Annotated in this window: 10 protein-coding genes; 4 read left to right on the top strand and 6 right to left on the bottom strand. The window is 39.6% G+C overall.

The genetic code is table 11. From position 1 onward, the window contains the following. Window positions 1-53: 53 nt before the first annotated feature. The 3 genes from HT99x_RS06430 (at window position 54) to HT99x_RS06420 (ending at window position 6,130) form a co-directional block, all read left to right on the top strand. Window positions 54-4,808: a hypothetical protein gene (locus HT99x_RS06430; protein WP_075067599.1), complete on the top strand. Its 4,755-nt coding sequence runs from the start codon at window positions 54-56 to the stop codon at window positions 4,806-4,808. Window positions 4,809-4,954: 146 nt separating this feature from the next. After that, window positions 4,955-5,494: a cytochrome b/b6 domain-containing protein gene (locus tag HT99x_RS06425; protein ID WP_075067600.1), complete on the top strand. Its 540-nt coding sequence runs from the start codon at window positions 4,955-4,957 to the stop codon at window positions 5,492-5,494. An 87-nt stretch (window positions 5,495-5,581) separates the two neighbouring features. Next, on the top strand, window positions 5,582-6,130 hold the full coding sequence (locus tag HT99x_RS06420; RefSeq protein ID WP_075067601.1) for a cytochrome b/b6 domain-containing protein: 549 nt from the start codon (window positions 5,582-5,584) through the stop codon (window positions 6,128-6,130). Here the strand turns inward: HT99x_RS06420 and HT99x_RS06415 are convergent. The 5 genes from HT99x_RS06415 to guaB form a co-directional block, all read right to left on the bottom strand. Then, the gene (locus HT99x_RS06415; protein ID WP_075067602.1) at window positions 6,116-7,822 is read right to left on the bottom strand and encodes an oxaloacetate-decarboxylating malate dehydrogenase; all 1,707 of its coding nucleotides are present in this window, start codon (window positions 7,820-7,822) and stop codon (window positions 6,116-6,118) included. The two genes, HT99x_RS06420 and HT99x_RS06415, sit on opposite strands and share 15 nt — an antisense overlap. 4 nt (window positions 7,823-7,826) lie before the next feature. Next, window positions 7,827-11,684, bottom strand: coding sequence for a phosphoribosylformylglycinamidine synthase (gene purL / locus HT99x_RS06410; protein ID WP_075067603.1), 3,858 nt, complete (start codon window positions 11,682-11,684; stop codon window positions 7,827-7,829). A 10-nt stretch (window positions 11,685-11,694) separates the two neighbouring features. After that, a complete protein-coding gene (gene tadA / locus HT99x_RS06405; protein ID WP_075067604.1) occupies window positions 11,695-12,162 on the bottom strand; it encodes a tRNA adenosine(34) deaminase TadA in 468 nt (155 codons plus the stop codon). Between the two features lie 149 nt (window positions 12,163-12,311). Next, entirely contained in the window at window positions 12,312-13,856 is a 1,545-nt protein-coding gene (gene guaA, locus HT99x_RS06400; RefSeq protein WP_075067605.1) for a glutamine-hydrolyzing GMP synthase, read from the bottom strand. Window positions 13,857-13,867: 11 nt separating this feature from the next. Continuing rightward, window positions 13,868-15,337: an IMP dehydrogenase gene (gene guaB / locus HT99x_RS06395; protein ID WP_075067606.1), complete on the bottom strand. Its 1,470-nt coding sequence runs from the start codon at window positions 15,335-15,337 to the stop codon at window positions 13,868-13,870. A 72-nt stretch (window positions 15,338-15,409) separates the two neighbouring features. On the opposite strand from guaB, the gene xseA reads away from it, so the two are divergent. Further along, on the top strand, window positions 15,410-16,633 hold the full coding sequence (xseA, locus tag HT99x_RS06390; RefSeq protein WP_200957178.1) for an exodeoxyribonuclease VII large subunit: 1,224 nt from the start codon (window positions 15,410-15,412) through the stop codon (window positions 16,631-16,633). On the opposite strand, the gene HT99x_RS06385 is transcribed toward xseA, so the two are convergent. Beyond that, window positions 16,630-18,654 (bottom strand): protein kinase domain-containing protein, encoded by a 2,025-nt coding sequence (locus tag HT99x_RS06385; protein ID WP_075067607.1) that lies wholly within the window; start codon window positions 18,652-18,654, stop codon window positions 16,630-16,632. The two genes, xseA and HT99x_RS06385, sit on opposite strands and share 4 nt — an antisense overlap. Between the last annotated feature and the right edge of the window lie 125 nt (window positions 18,655-18,779).

Genomic DNA, 18,779 nt, shown 5'->3' with positions numbered 1-18,779 from the left:
TAGATGAAGGAATTAACTTAGGGATGAGTGCATATGCTTGTAGCAGGAATACTATGGCAAAACCAATTCAAAAAAAAATAGCAATGGCTCTTATTCAAAAAAAACAACGAGCTACTCATGATTTTGACCCTTCCTATAACACTTGGCAAACTATGTTGCATGAAAGCGATATTGCCGACCTGATACCTTCATTAAATGAATTGCAAATTGATATCCAGAAGCAATCAACCTCTCCGACGCAACTTCAAGAATTATTTCAAACAATGATTCATTATCTAAAAACAAATTATTTTGACAACAAATCAAATGATATTGCATTAAACAACTATTTAAATTCCCTCTCTCACGAAGTTGAATCGACAAAAAATGCTAATGAAACCTTTGAATCTTTCTTTCAAATCAATAAACGCCATATTTCTCTTATTTATATTAATAGCCAACCAACACTCTCTATTTGTTTCTCTAAACTCATTGTCAATGTCTTAAGTAGGCAGATCAAAGATAGCTTAGGGATTCTCCCTAGCCAACACGATAATGATAATATTTGTAATCTTCTCAAAGAATTTTCTGAACTTTGTCCCTATCTTCAAAAAAAGAGTTCACAGTGGCTTGAAGAACAATCAAATGCCTATTCTGAAAAAACAACAACAAGCATTGCAGATATTTCAATTGATGACATCAAAAGCTCCTTGGCAACATTAATGTTAATGCCACCTGATGAAATTGCAGCACTGACGCAGTCAGAAATACTTGGGAAAGATCACTCCTTTAGAAAAGACGTTTTACATTATCATGCCAATAGTGAACCTGCTGTCACTTTGTTAATGCCAGAAATGCTTAACAAAACTGTCATTACTAAAACCTATCGGAAATTACACAATAAACTAACAAAAGAATTACGCCTACAGCCATCAGAACAGCAGCATCTTCAACAATTTATTATTGAAGTGATTTATTGCCGTCTCAATAACATAAGTAAACCACCTTATTATACTTTCAAAAAAGTTCAAAAGCTTTGTAACCGACAATTAAAAGTACAAAAACAAATTATTAAGCTTTGCCAAGAAGTAGAGAGACAACGCTATCTTATCAATACATTTATCGAGCAAATCAATACCTTGCCTGTTTCTAATGAAATAGCCATTTTAAATGAATTTTTTAGAAAGCAGTTACAATCTCCTCTGTATCTAAAAATCAATAACACCTTAAATCGTGTTATAAAATACAAACGCTTTAAATCATATAAAATGTTTGTCATCGATCTCTTGCAATATATCAAAATATTGATTACATACCCTATTTTAGAAAGCAGTTTGATATTGCAACTTTCAATGGAGCATACTTCACTACCGATACCGTTATCAAATGATGATCTTCAGCGCATCACAAAAGCAGTTAAAAAACTTGAAAAAAACTCTTCTGTTCAAGCTATAAAAAGAGAATGTTCATATTTATTACATACAACCGTTTATCATAAGGAACTTATAACTAATTTGCAGCAACTTCAATCGCTGATTGAGACCGATTTTAAAGACACGATTACGTATTTCCTCGAGCCAGTATCAGACCCTGAATTGTTACATTTAGTAAAGGGTGTTAATGAAACAACCTCTTCATTAACACAGATTCAAGAAATAATTGAACACGACGGCATTTCTGAAATAAAAGTCAATCTATTAGCTTATCAGCAATATTTACGCGTTTTAGGTAAAGCGCGCTTACAAGCAATCCAAGATCCCAGCAATGAAACCATTAACCAAAGAATAACAGGTAGTTACCAAGCAATTGAGCTCCTTCATGAACGGCTCAAAGTGATTATTGATCTCATTGATCTAGTAGAGAACATACCTGAAGCTAACTTGATGCCAGGCATAAAAGAGCAACTCTCCAATATAAAAGTCTATTCTACTGATATAAAAGAATACTTCACTTACATCAGCCATATTGCACATGAATTTGGTCATTTAAAAGTAGATCCTAAAGATATTTTCCTACTGCGCATTACAAGGGGAGATTTTTTTAGAAAGAAAGATCACGACATTTTAGAAACAGCAACCATCGCATTACTGTTTAGAATTTCTCCTTTTGCAATTATTGATGGAATCATTGCTCAATTTAATCATTACGATAATGAACAACGTCAAGAATCACTTTATTTTGTGCAAAACTACCTTAAAAGTGACACGCAATCCTTGCTATTTTCTGCCATCAACCCCGATAAAAGTGAATTCTATAACAAATTACTAATTTTTATTAATCTCGCCAAGCAGAATAGTTTTCAAACTGACAAGCTTGATAGTTTGATTAATGCAAAAATTGTTGAAAAACAAAAATATTTTCTTCACATGAGCACTATGCTTGAAGATCAAAGTTTATCGAAAGATTATCTTATAAGACGCATTAATACGATAAGTCAAAAATTAAAAGAAAATGATTTTTACATTACTAAACTTGACGAGTATTTATCTGAAATATCAAAAATTTTAGATAACGAAAATTTCACCAATTTCAATCAAAATGAAAAATTTCAATTACTAGAAACATTTAATAGCCTAAATGAGCAATGTGACACACTTCCTTATTATCAGCAGTCTTTTAACAAATTAAGACAAAAACTACAAACCATTTTAACTAGCAAAAATAATGAATCTACCAAAAAACCAGACACCACCATTAACAAACCAATTGCTTATAGCTTGTTTGAATTAATTAATAATAGTGTTGAAGAAATTAGCAACGAAGCTTTATATGATAAAATGCTTAAAAAATTCATTAAAAATGTTGAGAGTGAATTTACCAAAGCATTCTCTACAATTGACATCAGTGAATTGCGCGAACTGAGTTGGTATGGAGATGAGCAACGAATACAGCAAGGACTTAATCCCAATGCTCCTGCCATTAGAAATTATCAACAACTTCAAGAATTAGCCACCTACTTTATTCGATTTGCCATTTTTTATCAAATATCGTCAGATAATACACCAGTTCCCTACGCTAAGCTTGAGCAGATTAAACCGGTTTACTATTTTTTTCAAAGCGCATTAATAAAAGCGCTAGAATTAAAAGCAATAACGACTGCAAGTATCTTATTTAAAGCAATTCAAACTCCGACCATTAGGCGACTTAAGCTTTCATCAACAGAAGCTGAAACAGTATATCGACAATATTTAAGCAAAACGAAAGAGGCTCAAATTAATCTTGCTAAAATGTTTAGATCTAATAATGTTTTACCCTTACTGAGTTTTATTCAACAAAAGCTAATGTTTATTTACAAAAAAAATTACGGCAGCCAATTTGAACATTTAAGCAATATAGGGCGCACTCTTGTTGAATTTGAAAAAAAGAAAGAATTTATTCAAAATAAAATATTAGATGGCATTGATTACTTTGAACAATTTAAAAGTTTCCTATCGCAACTAGGCGTAATAACGAGTGAAAGCCTGCAAGTCAATGTTGAAAAAGCTAATAAGTTACTGACTGTCCGTTCCCAGGATGTAAAACGCGACCCTACCAAAAAAGTTTCTTTAAATGAATTAAAAACGATTAGTAATCTTAAAAAATATCTCTTTCAATGCCATTCCCACTCTGTTTACTATCAACTGTCTGATACTAATAGTGAAAAAGCAATAATTGAATGGATACACTCGATTATCAAATCTGATACTCGCTTTATGCATTTTGCAGACAGCATAGATGTCATTTTTCTTATCAAGAGTATTAACGAAATTCAAGGAAACAGCTACAAACGATTGCTACCCGATCTCACTGTTATTCTAACTGAATATCATAAAATGATAGCTGATATTTTAAAATTTAATAACATAGAGAAAGCGAAACCACTTGAACATTTTTTCGGTCAATATTTAAAAAATATGAAGCTGAGAGAATTTAAAGATGAAGAAGCAAGTGGCCTATTTTCTCAAAATAATAAAATTAAAGAATTATTATCCAAAATAGATGATCAATATAGAACATATCAGAATATTCAAGCCCAATTAGAAAAGGAAAAATCACAACAAGCCTATTCACAACTTTTAGAAGATGTTTTAGCAGGCGTAAGCAAACGCACTTTACAATTACCAACTGACAATGTTAGCCAAAATACAGGAACGACTAAAAATTTATTACCTGAAAATGAATATGATATCCCAAGTGCAGAGCCTGAGCATCCTGACAGAATTGGCATTAATCGAACCATGTCATTTACCACGAGTGAGCAAAAATCTGTTTTATCTCTTTTCAACACAGATGAACTGAAAAAGGAATTTATTGCAGCATTTCCCTGGGCTTTACAATATGACAATCTTGATAAGCTAGATGAAGCCTCTTTTGATATGACACCTAATTTATTAGGAACGCCTACCCTCTACTCTACACAATTGCAACTTGCCAGCATGGAATTTGTGCTCTTGGCGATGGATGCTTTAGGTAAAATTGCTGGTTTTTCTGGTGATTTAACTATTCAAAATTTTGATCGGATTAGTGATATCATTAATCAGCTTCAATGGCTCACAATACAATTACAATCTGACAATGTGAATGAGTCACAATTGTTATTACAGATTGACGAAAATTTACAAGAAATGAATTTCCGCAATAATGAATTTTTTGATATGCAACAGCTTTACAATCCTCCTTTTAGTGTTGAAAGTAATCCTAATATGAATGGCTTTTGCCACATTAATGAGCATTTGGTACACCAGTTAACCGGCATACCTTACGATATAAGCATGCTTGCGCCTAATACCCCTGATTCTCCTTATATTGAAAAGATTAATGAACTCTTTATTGAAGATAGAAAATCCTAAGAATTCAGTCAGGTACTTACTAACTCAAAATAATCACCATAAACAAAGTCAGGAAATAAGGGTAGGACACCCAAATACTTCACCATTTCGCATTTTCAAATATGAGCGGTATAATTGCACCTTTATTATTTTTCATGGAGTGATTGATGTCTCTCGAAAATACCGCAGAAAAATTTGGGAGTCTAACAAAGTTTTTACATTGGATCATTTTCATGCTTTTCCTCCTGCAATATTTTCTTGTCTATCGTCGTGAATTTTTACCGAATGATACGCAAGAAAAAATGCGCTACCTCTTATTACATAAGTCCATTGGTATTTGCGTTTTAATTCTCGCGGCCATCATGATTTACTGGCGAAGGATTGGTGTGCGACCTAAAAACCCCAGTAGTATGACAAGCAAAGAAAGAATGGCTGCAAAATATACCCATATATTGCTCTATATTGTGATGTTTGTTATGCCAATTAGCGGTATTTTGATGTCACTTTATGCTGGTTATTCTGTTTCATTTTTTGGCTTCTTTAATTTACCAATGTTAGTCAGCAAAAATGAAACTATTGGTGGAGTCTTCTACCAAATACATGTGCTTTGCTCCTATTTTGTTATTGCCCTCGTTGCATTCCATGCTTTCGCTGCGTTGTATCATCACTATGTCAGGAAAGATGATGTGCTTAAGCGCATGATGTAATCTCAATAGGACACCCAAACAAAAGGACACCCAAAAACAAAAATGGCTGTCCTTTTTTGATCATTCGATTTGTTATTGGAGTTTAGAATGTCTCTACACAACACCACGGAAAAATTTGGTAGTCTAACAAAATTATTGCATTGGGCAATCTTTATCTTATTTGTGGTGCAGTATTATCTTGTTTATCGCAGAGAATACTTTCCAAAAGGCTCCTCTGAAAAAATGCAATATATGATGCTACATAAAACTTTTGGATTGTGTGCCATATTCTTAGCTTTAATGATGCTGATTTGGCGCTATGTGGGTACTAGACCTAACATGCCAAGCAATATGTCAGGTTTAGAAAGAGTTTCTGCAAAGTTGGTTCATTTTCTTCTTTATCTAGCCATGTTGGTGATGCCAATTACAGGCATTTTAATGTCGCAGTTTGGGCAAAGACCTATCCCCTTTTTCAACTGGTTCTCTGTTCCCAATTTACTTAGCAAGAATGAAGCTTTAAGCGGTTTTTTCTATAATGCGCATAAAATCAGCTCATATATTGTTATTGGGATTGTAGCGCTTCACATCTTGGCAGCCTTATTTCACCACACCGTGAGAAAAGATACCGTTTTAAAACGCATGTTACCCTTTGGCTGAGCGGATGGGGCGATAGTACGGTTTCCACATATTTTCTTTGATAAACTCAGCAAAATTCATGCTGGGGTTAACCGTCGCTACGCCATCTTTTATGGCTTGCTCTGCTACTGCATGAGCAACATGTGCGGCAAGTTCAGGAATTTCAGTAATATGTGGCAACAGAGGTAATGTCGGATCTTGTAGAATAGGCGCTTTTAAACTGATAGCTTGAGTGGCAGCCCACAACATATTGTCTGTCACTTGGGTTGCTTTCGTTGCTATCACCCCTAAGCCAATCCCTGGAAAAGATAAAGCATTATTACATTGTGTAATGCAATATTTTATTCCTTCATATTCTACCGGTGGAAATGGGCTACCTGTGGCAATTAAAGCCTTACCTTTAGTCCATGCAATTAAATTATTAGGATCGCCTTCGGAATTTTCATTAGGATTTGATAATGGACAGATAATTGGCTTGTTGGTATGTGAAGCCATTGCTTTGACCACCGCTTCGGTAAAGGCATCTTTTACCGTAGAACAACCAATCAAAATGGTTGGATGGATTTTTTCAACGACCGATAACAAATCTCGTTTCTCATTTGGCCAATCATTCGCTTCTTGGCTGGGACGAGCATAAGGTTGTTGGAAGGTATTGAGCTCTGGCATGCCGTCTACCAATAAACCATGACGATCGATTAACCAAAATTGGCGTCTTGCCGCTTCAGGTGGAACACCAAAATGTACCATTGCATTAAATAATTGATCAGCAATACCTAAACCCGCAGTCCCGGCACCATAGACAACAATACGTTGATCTTTAATATCTAAATTAGACGCTTTGATGGCAGATAATAACGCAGCTAAAGTAACAACGGCTGTGCCTTGCATATCATCATTGAACGAGCAATGCTCTAAGCGATAGGTTTCTAGTATACGTCTTGCATTTTGATTACCAAAATCTTCCCAATGAATCATGCTCTTGGGTAATTTGCGTTTTACGGCATCCACAAATGTTTGGATAAAATCATCATATTCTTTGCCACGGATCCGTGCATGACGCCAACCTAAATAGAGTGGATCATTCAGTAACTGCTGGTTATCGGTTCCCACATCTAACAAAATGGGGATCGTACGATATGGGTTTACACCACATAAGCTATAAACCACAAGCTTCGCAATGGGAATGTCCATACCCCCAATCCCTTGATCGCCAATCCCTAAAATACGTTCACCATCGGTGGCAACCAATAAATCAATTTCAGCATGGGTACGGTTATCTAAAATTTCGTCAATTTTGTCTCTATCTGGATAACTGATGTAAAGACCACGGGGTTGTCGAAATTCATGGCTGAATCGTTGGACTGCTGCACTCACACCAGGCGTATAAATCAACGGCAAGGTGATATCTAAGTTATCGAGTAAAAACGTATAGAACAAGGTTTCGTTTTTATCGTGTAAATTATTCAGGTAAATATACTTTTGCAATGTTGTGGTATAACGCCCAAATTGGCTTTCGACACGGAATAACTGTTCCTGCAATGTTTCAATGCGCTGCGGCAATTTTCCCAATAACTTCAAATTATGGCGCTCTTCTTCTGAAAAAGCCGTTCCTTTATTCAGCAACGGCGTTACCAGTAATTCCTTACCGGACAAATCAGTCTCAATCCATTCCTGGCCTAATCCGTGATCGAAGCGCGTGGTATATTTGAGCATAAGTTTATTTCAACCAATTCCTTGCATTCACAAAAAGTGACATCCAGGGCGTATCCTGAGCTTGGGTTTTTGGGTGCCAGGAAAGCTGCCATGTTTTAAACACGCGTTCAGGATGTGGCATCATAATCGTGGCCCTACCATCATCACTTGTAAATCCGGTTATTCCACCTGGCGACCCATTTGGATTAAATGGGAAACGCTCGGTTGGAACGCCATGATTATCCACATAACGCATTGCAACTTTCGTTAAAGGACTCCCCCCTTCAGCATAGCCTTCGCCGTGAGCCACGGCTATAGGGAAAATCATTCCAGCTAGCCCTTCTAATAGTATGGATGGTGACTGACAAATTTCAACTAAACTCAGTCTTGCTTCAAATTGTTGCGAACGATTTCGCTTCATCTGGGGCCAATGTGCTGTACCTGGGATCAGCTCTTTCAATTGAGATAACATTTGGCAGCCATTACAAACCCCTAAGGTAAAGGTATCAGAGCGGCTGAAAAAGCGAGAGAATTCTTCTTTCAATTTAGGGGAATAAAGGATGGATTTTGCCCAGCCAATACCCGCCCCTAAAACGTCACCATAAGAAAAACCGCCACAAGCAGCAATGCCATGAAAATCTTTTAAAGATAAGCCCGCGAATAAATCCGTCATCGTCACATCGATGGCTTCAAAACCTGCTAAGGTAAAAGCCGCTGCCATTTCTTGATGACCATTAACGCCTTGCTCGCGTAAAATAGCCACTTTAGGTTTTGTATGATTAAAGTGTACAACTTGCGGTAAAACTTCAGGCAATTTGACAAAAAAACCGGGATCATTATCTTCAACAATGCGTTCATAATTTTGTTTTGCCGTTGCAGGATTGTCACGCATTTCTTCCAAGGCTGCGCTGGTTTTCGACCATAGCGCATGTAATGCTTTACGCTCTTTCATCCAATGCACTTTACCTTGATGGACGACTGAAATAGGTTGCTCACCATTGATGGTTGCAACCACATGTAATGTATTCGCTAATCCTGCTGCTTCAAACAACTCTCTGCACGTTTGTAAAGCAACTTGCGGGATCTGCAAAATAACCCCTAATTCTTCATTAAAGAGTGCATTAATATGTTGCGACCAATCATTGATATAGGTTGAGAGATCGATAGTTAACCCCACATGACTTGCAAAAGCCATTTCACATAAGGTTACGAATAAACCACCATCGCTCCTGTCGTGGTAAGCAAGAACCAGTTCTTGCGCTTTTAACTGATTAAGGACCTTAACGAAAGTAGGCATTATTTTTTCATCAACATCAGGGGCCATTCCAGCTATCTGATTCGTGATTTGAGCGTAAATACTGCCGCCTAAACGCTGCTTACCTTGTGCTAAATCGACTAAGACTAAAACAGAATCTATGTCTGATACTAATAAAGGTGTGACTGTCTTGCGAATATCATTAACCGGAGCAAAGGCACTAACGACTAAAGTCACTGGGGAAACAACTTCATATTGTCCCCTTTCATCTTGCCAAACACTTCGCATGGAAAGGGAATCTTTGCCCACAGGAACCGTGATATTCCAAGCAGGGCATAATTCTTTGCCAACCGCTTGAACCGCTTCATACAAATCCGCTTCTTCACTGCCATTTCCTGCGGCAGCCATCCAATTGCAAGATAGACGGATATCACTGAGTGCTTTCACATCACTTGCTAAAATATTAAGAACCGCTTCTGCTACTGCCATTTTAGCCGAAGCACTCGGAGAGCTGAGCGCAATAAGTGGTCTTTCACCCATGCTCATCGCCTCACCCGTAAACGTTGTATAACCTGTCGCCGTGACCGCACAATCGGCAACCGGAACTTGCCAAGGACCTACCATTTGATCGCGAGCCACAAGCCCTGTCACTGTTCTGTCACCAATAGTGATTAAAAAGGATTTATCAGCAACTGCGGGTACTTGTAATATCCGAGAGATGGTTTCATCGAGTGATAAACTGTCTGTGTTAATGAGACTTTGTGATTTAGGCTGCTTTTTTACTTTCTTATGTAGTTGCGGTGCATTACCAAAAAGTAATGATTGTGGAATATCAATAGGGTTATTTTTATGTAAGCTATCCTCTAATAATAGATGTGGCTTGTCGGTTGCTTGCCCTAATACCGCATAAGGACAACGCTCGCGTTTCGCAAAACTATCAAACTCTGCCAATTTATCAGCATGAATCGCAAGCACATAACGCTCTTGTGATTCATTACACCATATTTCTAAGGGCGACATCCCTAATTCAGCATTGGGAATATGACGCAGTGCAAGCGCTGCGCCCTTCCCGGCATCATGCACTAATTCTGGAATAGCATTGGCTAATCCGCCAGCGCCTACATCATGAATGGAAATAATGGGATTATTTTCGCTGGCAACACACGCATCAATCACTTGTTGTGCTCGGCGTTGCATCTCTGGATTTTGCCGCTGCACGGAAGCAAAATCGAGCTGTTCATCACTTGCACCTTGCGCCAAGGAAGAAGCGGCACCGCCACCTAAACCAATTTTCATCGCAGGCCCACCCAAGACAATCACAAGGGATTTATCAGGAATGGGAAGCTTTGTAACATGTTTTTCTTGAATATTGCCTAAACCACCTGCAATCATAATAGGCTTGTGATATCCCCTTGCATAGTAAGTCTTATCAGAAGCTAAAGGTTGCTCAAACGTACGAAAGTAACCGGTTAGATTAGGACGACCAAATTCATTATTAAATGCGGCACCACCAATCGGTCCTTTCAACATAATTTCGCAAGCATTCACAATTCTATCAGGATAAAAAGCCTTCCCTTCCCAAGGTTGTGGCAAATTCGGTATACGCAGATTGGAAACGGTAAACCCGCATAAACCGGCTTTAGGTTTAGCACCACGCCCTGTGGCCCCTTCATCACGGATTTCGCCCCCCATCCCAGTACCTGCCCCTGCAAACGGTTCGATTGCTGTCGGATGATTATGGGTTTCGACCTTAATTAAAAAGTGGACGTCTTGTTCATGAAAACGATAGGTTTTATCTTGGGTATCACAATAAAATCGTTCTTTTCCATATCCTTCAACCACAGCGGCATTATCATGATAAGCAGATAAAACACCTTTTGAATTATGTTGATAGGTATTTTTAATCATGCCAAATAATGAATCTGGCTGAGAAACCTGGTCAATTTCAAATTGTGCTTTAAATATTTTATGTCGACAATGTTCTGAATTGGCCTGAGCAAACATCATCAGTTCAACATCGGTAGGATTACGCTTTTGCGTCGTATACGCTTCAAATAAATAATCCATTTCATCTGCTGATAATGCAAGGCCTAATACCTGATTAGCTTGTTCTAGTGCTTGTTTTCCTTCCGTTAAAAGAGGGACAAGCTGCATGGGTGCAGGCTTTTGCTCTACAAATAACGCTTTGACATCTTGCCATGCGGTCACCACCGATTCTGTCATGCGATCGTATAAATGGGGCAAGATCGTGGCGTATTCATGTGGATTAAGCGATAAATTGTCAGAAAAGCTGAGATGATAAACGCAAGCACGCTCTAAGCGCACAATGTTATCTAACCCCGCATGATGCATAATATCAACGGCTTTGCTGCCCCAAGGTGATTGGGTCCCCAAGCGTGGGATCACCCATAAACTTGCGCCGGATGCCGATGCCTCATGATCGTTTTTTGCATCCAACACCTCACATAAGCGTTGTATCATGTCGGATGTTAATTCACCTTGAGCGGTTATAAAATATTCTGTCTTGGCGTTTAAATGCTGTAATCTTGGAAGAATGTGTTGCAATTTTTCAAACAATTGCGCAAGTCTAAAATCAGAATGGAAGTCTTGACCAATGAGTCTTTGCATCTTAGGTTTCCTACTTTATTGCGCTCATGCGTTTTAAACGAAAAAATTGTGATAAAAATTCACTGCATTCATCTGCTAATACACCTTGCGTTAGCGCGACTCGATGATTTAATGCGGGATTTTGTAAAATATTAAAAACACTGCCTGCGGCTCCTGTTTTGGGATCGTTCGCGCCAATCACCACGCGTTCTACTCTGGCTTGAATAATCGCACCGGCGCACATCGCACAAGGCTCTAAGGTGACATACAGAGTTGTTTTGGGAAGTCGATAATTTTTAAGCTTAACGCCTGCGTGACGTAAGGCATTAATTTCGGCGTGTGCGCTGGGATCGTGCTGTTGAATGGGGCTATTATAGCCCTCACCGATGATTTGATTATCGTAGACAAGGATTGCACCAACTGGCACTTCACCTTGCGCTTGCGCTACTTGCGCTAAGACTAGCGCTTGGCGCATCCAATATTCATCGCTTTCTTTCATATCATGTCATCATATTATGCCATGCAAATTTGCAAGCATTTTTTTTGCAACTAGGCGTCGAGCAAATCACACCCGGAATGTACATAAAGTACATGAGGATTGTGATTTGTGATGACAACAACATTGCAGAATAAAAGGCGCCGCAAATGTTATTCCCACTCGATGGTAGCTGGAGGCTTACTTGAAATGTCATAGGTAACACGGGCAATACCGGGAATTTCATTAATAATGCGGCTAGAGGCTAGCCCTAACAATTCATAAGGTAATTCTGCCCAACGCGCGGTCATAAAGTCGGTGGTTTCGACAGCTCTTAGTGCAACCACGTATTCATAACTTCTAGCATCTCCCATCACGCCAACCGCTTTTACCGGTAAAAAGACCGCAAAAGCTTGGCTCACTTTGTGATAGTAATTAAATTGATGTAAACATTCGATAAAAATGGCATCGGCTTGGCGCAATAAATCCGCATAAGATTCTTTGACTTCGCCTAATATGCGCACACCCAAGCCTGGCCCTGGGAAGGGATGGCGATAAACCATTTTTTCAGGCAAGCCTAAGGCTATTCCTATTTTGCGAACTTCATCTTTAAATAACAGACGTAAGGGTTCACAAAGTTTTAAATTCATTTTTTCGGGCAAACCACCCACATTGTGGTGAGATTTGATCACATGTGCTTTACCCGTGTGCGCGCCCGCTGATTCAATAACATCGGGATAAATCGTACCTTGGGCTAACCATTTTACATTCGGTAAACGTTGCGCTTCACGATCGAATATTTCAATAAAGGTTTTACCAATGACTTTACGCTTTGCTTCGGGATCGGCAATGCCTTTTAGCGCTTCATAAAAAACTTCTTTGGCATCAACTTTGATAACTTTAATGCCCATATGTTCAGCGAAGGTAGCCATCACTTGAGAGGCTTCATTTAATCGTAGCAAGCCATTGTCTACAAACACGCAAGTGAGTTTGTCACCAATTGCACGATGCAATAATGCGGCAACAACCGATGAATCAACACCGCCTGACAAACCTAATAAGACTTCATCATTGCCAACTTGTTCACGCACAGCTTGTTCAAGCTTAGGAACGATATTCACAGGCGTCCATTCTGGCTTCGCACCACAAATATCTAAGACAAATCGTTCTATCATGGCTTGTCCATACTCAGAATGGGTTACTTCTGGATGGAATTGAATCCCATAATAACGACGTGTTTCATCAGCCATCGCCGCAATAGGCGCATTGTCACTTGAGGCGATTACCGCAAAACCCGCGGGTAATTCGACGACTTTATCACCATGACTCATCCAAACCGCAAATTGTGATTTTTCACCTATTTTTTCAAATAGCTTGCTGATGGGTGATTGAAGCGTCAGCTGCGCATGGCCATATTCTCTTTTCCCTGAAGCTGCTACTTTGCCACCGAGTTGGTGTGCCATTGCTTGCATGCCGTAGCATATCCCGAGTAATGGGCATTTGAGATCAAAAACAATGTTAGAGATACGCGGTGTATTCTCAAGATGAACAGATTCTGGCCCACCCGATAAAATAATTCCCGCAGGCGCAAACTCACTCACTTTCTCTGCTGACATATCAAAAGGGTGAATTTCACAATAGACGCCCGCTTCGCGGATACGTCTGGCAATGAGCTGTGTATATTGTGAACCAAAATCTAAAATCAGTATTTTATTCATCGGGACCTGCGTTAATCTGCGCGATAATTAGGTGCTTCTTTGGTGATGGTAACATCATGAACGTGGCTTTCTCTCACGCCTGCATTCGTAATACGTACAAACTGAGTTTCTGTTCTCATGGCTTCAATATTAGAAACCCCGGTGTAACCCATGCTGGCACGTAAGCCCCCCATCAATTGGTGAACAACGTTTAGCATGCTTCCCTTGTAAGGAACACGGCCTTCAATGCCTTCAGGGACCAGTTTGTCTTCACCTTGTTCGATGGATTGGAAATAACGATCACTGGAACCTTGGCGTTGTGCCATTGCACCTAATGATCCCATTCCTCGATAGGTTTTATAGGAACGGCCTTGATATAAAATAAGTTCGCCTGGGGCTTCATCGGTACCCGCTAATAAGCTGCCAACCATGACAGAAGATGCGCCAGCGGCAAGCGCTTTTGCAATGTCACCAGAATAACGCAAACCGCCGTCCGCAATGACTGGAACTTGATGTTTGGCAAGTGCTTTAGCCACATTAAAAATAGCGGTAACCTGTGGCACCCCAACACCTGCAACAATACGGGTTGTGCAAATAGAGCCTGGGCCAATACCCACTTTCACCGCATCAGCACCGGCTTCAACTAACGCTAAAGCGCCATCTGCTGTGGCAACATTACCGGCGATAATTTGTACTTGAGGGAAATGCTTTTTAAACCATTTAACGCGTTCAATCACCCCTTGGGAATGACCATGTGCCGTATCGACAACAATCACATCGACCCCTGCTTCAACTAAAGCAGAAGCCCTATCTTCTGTTTCTTTTTGCGTACCGACGGCAGCACCAACGCACAAACGACCGAGATCATCTTTACAGGATAAGGGTTTATCTTTTGCTTTTTGTAAATCTTTAACGGTAATTAAGCCTCTTAATTGGAAACGCTCATTGACCATTAAGATTTTTTCAAGACGATGTTCACGGAACAATGGAATCACTTGTTCCATTTCTGTTCCTTCAGGCACGGTCACTAAACGTTCTTTAGGCGTCATAATACGTGCAACCGGCATATTTAAATCGGTTTCAAAGCGCCAGTCTCTATGGGTAACTATACCAACTAACTCATCTTTGCCGCTAACAACTGGAACCCCAGAAATATCATAGGCTTTGATCAGACGTAATAATTCACCAATGGAAGTGTCCGCGCTGACGGTAATAGGATCTTTAACCACACCGCTTTCATATTTTTTTACTTTGCGGATTTCTTCAGCCTGTGCTTCAATGGACATGTTTTTGTGGATGATACCAATGCCGCCTTCTTGCGCTAGCGCGATGGCCATTTTTGCCTCGGTAACGGTATCCATTGCGGCAGAAACCAGGGGGACATTCAAATGGATACGGCGTGTTAGCTGCGTCTTTAACAAGACGTCTTTGGGCAAGACAGCAGAATGGGCAGGAACCAACAAAACATCATCAAACGTTAACGCTTCTTCAATAATGCGCACGATTACCCCAATTCACGTAAAAAAATAATCGCCACATTTTAACTGTTTTTCGCTTAAAAATAAAGGTCTTACATGTTGACATCGATGGATGTAAAAGAAGAAAAAACCATCTTAACAGTTCAGCAGCTAAACCAAGCCACTCGTACTGTTTTAGAGACCAACTTTGGTACACTTTGGGTTAAGGGGGAGCTTTCTGGCGTAAAACCTCACCACTCTGGACATTTATATTTCACCTTAAAAGATGAACATGCACAGATCCGCTGTGTGATGTTTCGAGGCCAAACTCGATCGCTCGCTTTCAAACCCAAAGATGGGCTTGAGGTTGTCTTACGGGCAAATGTTACCCTTTATGAACAAGGCGGTTCTTATCAACTCACCGTGATGACGATGGAAGAAGCCGGTGAAGGGGTACTTCAACAAGCTTATCTTGCCCTAAAAGCAAAACTCCAAGCCGCAGGTTTTTTCTCACTAGAACATAAGAAAGCACTGCCACGTTTTCCTCAATGTATTGGGATTATTACCTCGAAAACCGCAGCTGCGCTTCAAGATATTTTAGCGGTTTTAAAACGGCGCTACCCCATTGCCCCTATTAAGCTGTATCACACCAGTGTCCAAGGAAAAACGGCAGCTAAAGATATCGTTAATGCCATCACCAAAGCCAACAGCGAAAGCCATGCGGATGTCCTTATCTTAGCGCGAGGGGGCGGCTCTTTAGAAGATCTCTGGTGTTTTAATGAAGAAATCGTGGCCGAGGCCATTTTTGCAAGTCAAATCCCGATTATCAGCGGCATTGGTCATGAAGTCGATTTTACCATTGCCGATTTTGTCGCAGATGTTAGAGCCCCTACGCCATCCGTTGCAGCAGAAACCGCAACACCTGATAGTCAAGATCTCTTTAGGGTGTTTGAACAAAAACGCATTCGACTCGTACAAGCCTGCCAACGACTATTGCAACATTATGCACTAAAGCTCGACAGTCTTGAAAAGCAATTACTGCATCCAGGGCAACGCTTGCAGCAAGCCATTTTGCGCACCCAGCATCTACAAGCCAGAATGCAAGTTTTTATGCAAAATACCTTACAACTTAACCAGCAACGACTGGCCAGTATGGGAGCACATTTAAATAGTGTCAGTCCATTAGGCACACTGAGTCGTGGTTATGCGATTGTGACAGCCGTTGATAGTCAACATGTTATCCAAGATGTGAAAGAGCTCACCGTGGGCCAAGTGGTCAAAACCAAACTCGGCCAAGGTGAATTTACTAGCATTGTTAAGGAAATAATGCCTAACCGTTAAAGAGAAGAAGAGGCTCTTTTTTGAACATAGGCGTTTAAGGCTGTTTTGATCGTATCAACCTCTTGGTTTAACTCAACAATTTTCGTTGCTTTCCAACGTCCCGTTAATTTCATTAAGGAATCAATTTTGGACTGCTGCAGGTGAGCATCTTTTTCATTAATAACCCCTTCTAGGGTTTTAACTAAAAAGAGGCAGGTTCTAGCATTGGTATCCGAAGCCACTTTAAGGGGTTGATCTCCCTCAGTCGACACTGTTGTGCTCAATTGGCTAGATAATAATCCCAAGAAAACCTTCTCTCTTTCTAACCTTTCAGTCAATTCAGTTAACGGTGTCTTTTGCGTAGAAGATTCATCCAATGAAAGACTCGCAATGGTCGCTGTCAGAGAAGCCTCATCCAAGGTGGCAGTCGCAAGCACGTTTGTCACTTGCTGTGATTTTTTGTGAACTTTTGCTGAAGAGCTGCTGCTGCGTGCCCGTTTAACAATATCCGTAGGCATTTCTTCTTTTTTATCTTCCATCTGCGCCGACGTTGACTCTATTTTATTATCAAGACGTCCCAATGATTTTCTGCGCGGGAAAAGAGAGCTTCTTTTTGAAGGCTTCTTTTCCTCAGAAACGTCAGGCTCTTCTATCGATACAGAATGCGTTTTGGTCGGGATTATCATCGCGTCATCATTTAAAAGAGGCAGGGGTGCACTAGAACTTGCATTGGTATTAGGTTGCAAATTTAACAAGGTTTTTTGCCGTTTAAACATTTGATATCGATAACTTGGATCAGCGGCAAGCAACAAGGCATCGACTCGCAAATATTCTGCACGAAGAGCACTTTGCATTGCTTGCAATCTTGCGAGTTTGGGCCTGCTATCTCTATCTTCGTTCATTAATTCATGGACATAAGTGATTAATAGTTTCCTTAATGCCTGTGCAGGATCTTGATGTTTTTCTTCTTTTTTACCCGTTTTTATTTCTGACTGTGGTTTAGATTTTGCAAAAATATCTGGCATCAAGTTATGTATTTGTTCTAAGGTTAAATGTTTTTTAACACTGGTCGCTTTCTGCTCTTTCATGTCAGCTTTTAATGCTGCCTGATAATTTTCACTCGTTAATATTTCAGCAATAACCATTCCTAATTGCCAAATATCGCAATTCTCATCCCAATCAGGTCTGTCTCCAACATCCACTAAATATTCTGGTGGAAAATAACCAAAGGTGCTGGCATCTTCTTTTCTTTTTTCAGTTCCTCGTAATATCGCTGTCCCTAAGTCAATTAAGGTTAATGAACTAAAAGGTTGATAGGCATTACTTTTAATCACAAAATTATCAGATTTAATATCTCGATGTAGCAACCCACCCATATGTAAATCAATGACTTCAGCAATGGCCCCCATGATCATTCGAGTGGCCACTAAAATATCAACCGGTTTCTTTTGGGCAAAATAAGCGGGTGAATTTTTTTTATGAGCGGCATCCAGCACATATAAATAATCAATCAGATTTTGTCCTGGGCAATAGGGCATTAAGGTATAGTAGGTCGTTGCTTTCATCTGCTGCGCTTCAGCAACATCCGGATTTTGATCAGGCACAAAATCAGCATCAATGACTTCGGCAGTTGCTAATAGACGTTGGCGCATGGCTAAATTACGTCTTTCAATCGCTAAATCATCTGTAAATGAGGGAGAATTATTTCTTTGTACCTTCACTGCCGCAAATACTTGTGTTTCAATATTTTCAGCGACTAACACTTCCCCTTGTGAGCCCTTCCCTAAAGATTGGCTATCATCAATCGCATAATAATCAAAGTCCGATTTTTTAACTTTTTTGCCTGATACACCTTCTTTTCTTGCTAACATGATCTGCCAGGTTTTTTCTTCATGTTCAATAGATAAAAAAGCGGGAAATTCAAATGCATCTTTTAATTCTTTTTGTAGGAGTTTTAATTTTTTGGAGATTTTTCTGAAAATTTCGGGGATATACTCAAGAGGGATGACTGAATTAGGAGTATTTTTCGGGCCAGTTTGCATTTTATGCCTACTTCTTCTTTAAAAGGTAAATAGTAGACATCATAACTAAATTGTAATGATTTGCAAGTAAGGTATTTAACACCCAATGTTTGAATGTTCGTAATAATCCAAACATCGGGTGGCTT

Origin of the sequence: Candidatus Berkiella aquae, assembly GCF_001431295.2 — a bacterium.
Classification (GTDB): Bacteria; Pseudomonadota; Gammaproteobacteria; order Berkiellales; family Berkiellaceae; genus Berkiella; species Berkiella aquae.
The sequence above is the reverse complement of the archived record's forward strand: the minus strand, read 5'-3'. Positions and strand labels throughout refer to the sequence as shown.

Excerpts from the sequence above, each read along its gene's own strand:
- HT99x_RS06430 (WP_075067599.1), top strand. The coding sequence starts at position 54 with ATGGCAAAACCAATTCAAAAAAAAATAGCAATGGCTCTTATTCAAAAA.
- HT99x_RS06425 (WP_075067600.1), top strand. The coding sequence starts at position 4,955 with ATGTCTCTCGAAAATACCGCAGAAAAATTTGGGAGTCTAACAAAGTTT.
- HT99x_RS06420 (WP_075067601.1), top strand. The coding sequence starts at position 5,582 with ATGTCTCTACACAACACCACGGAAAAATTTGGTAGTCTAACAAAATTA.
- HT99x_RS06415 (WP_075067602.1), bottom strand. The coding sequence starts at position 7,822 with ATGCTCAAATATACCACGCGCTTCGATCACGGATTAGGCCAGGAATGG.
- purL (WP_075067603.1), bottom strand. The coding sequence starts at position 11,684 with ATGCAAAGACTCATTGGTCAAGACTTCCATTCTGATTTTAGACTTGCG.
- tadA (WP_075067604.1), bottom strand. The coding sequence starts at position 12,162 with ATGAAAGAAAGCGATGAATATTGGATGCGCCAAGCGCTAGTCTTAGCG.
- guaA (WP_075067605.1), bottom strand. The coding sequence starts at position 13,856 with ATGAATAAAATACTGATTTTAGATTTTGGTTCACAATATACACAGCTC.
- xseA (WP_200957178.1), top strand. The coding sequence starts at position 15,410 with ATGTTGACATCGATGGATGTAAAAGAAGAAAAAACCATCTTAACAGTT.
- HT99x_RS06385 (WP_075067607.1), bottom strand. The coding sequence starts at position 18,654 with ATGCAAACTGGCCCGAAAAATACTCCTAATTCAGTCATCCCTCTTGAG.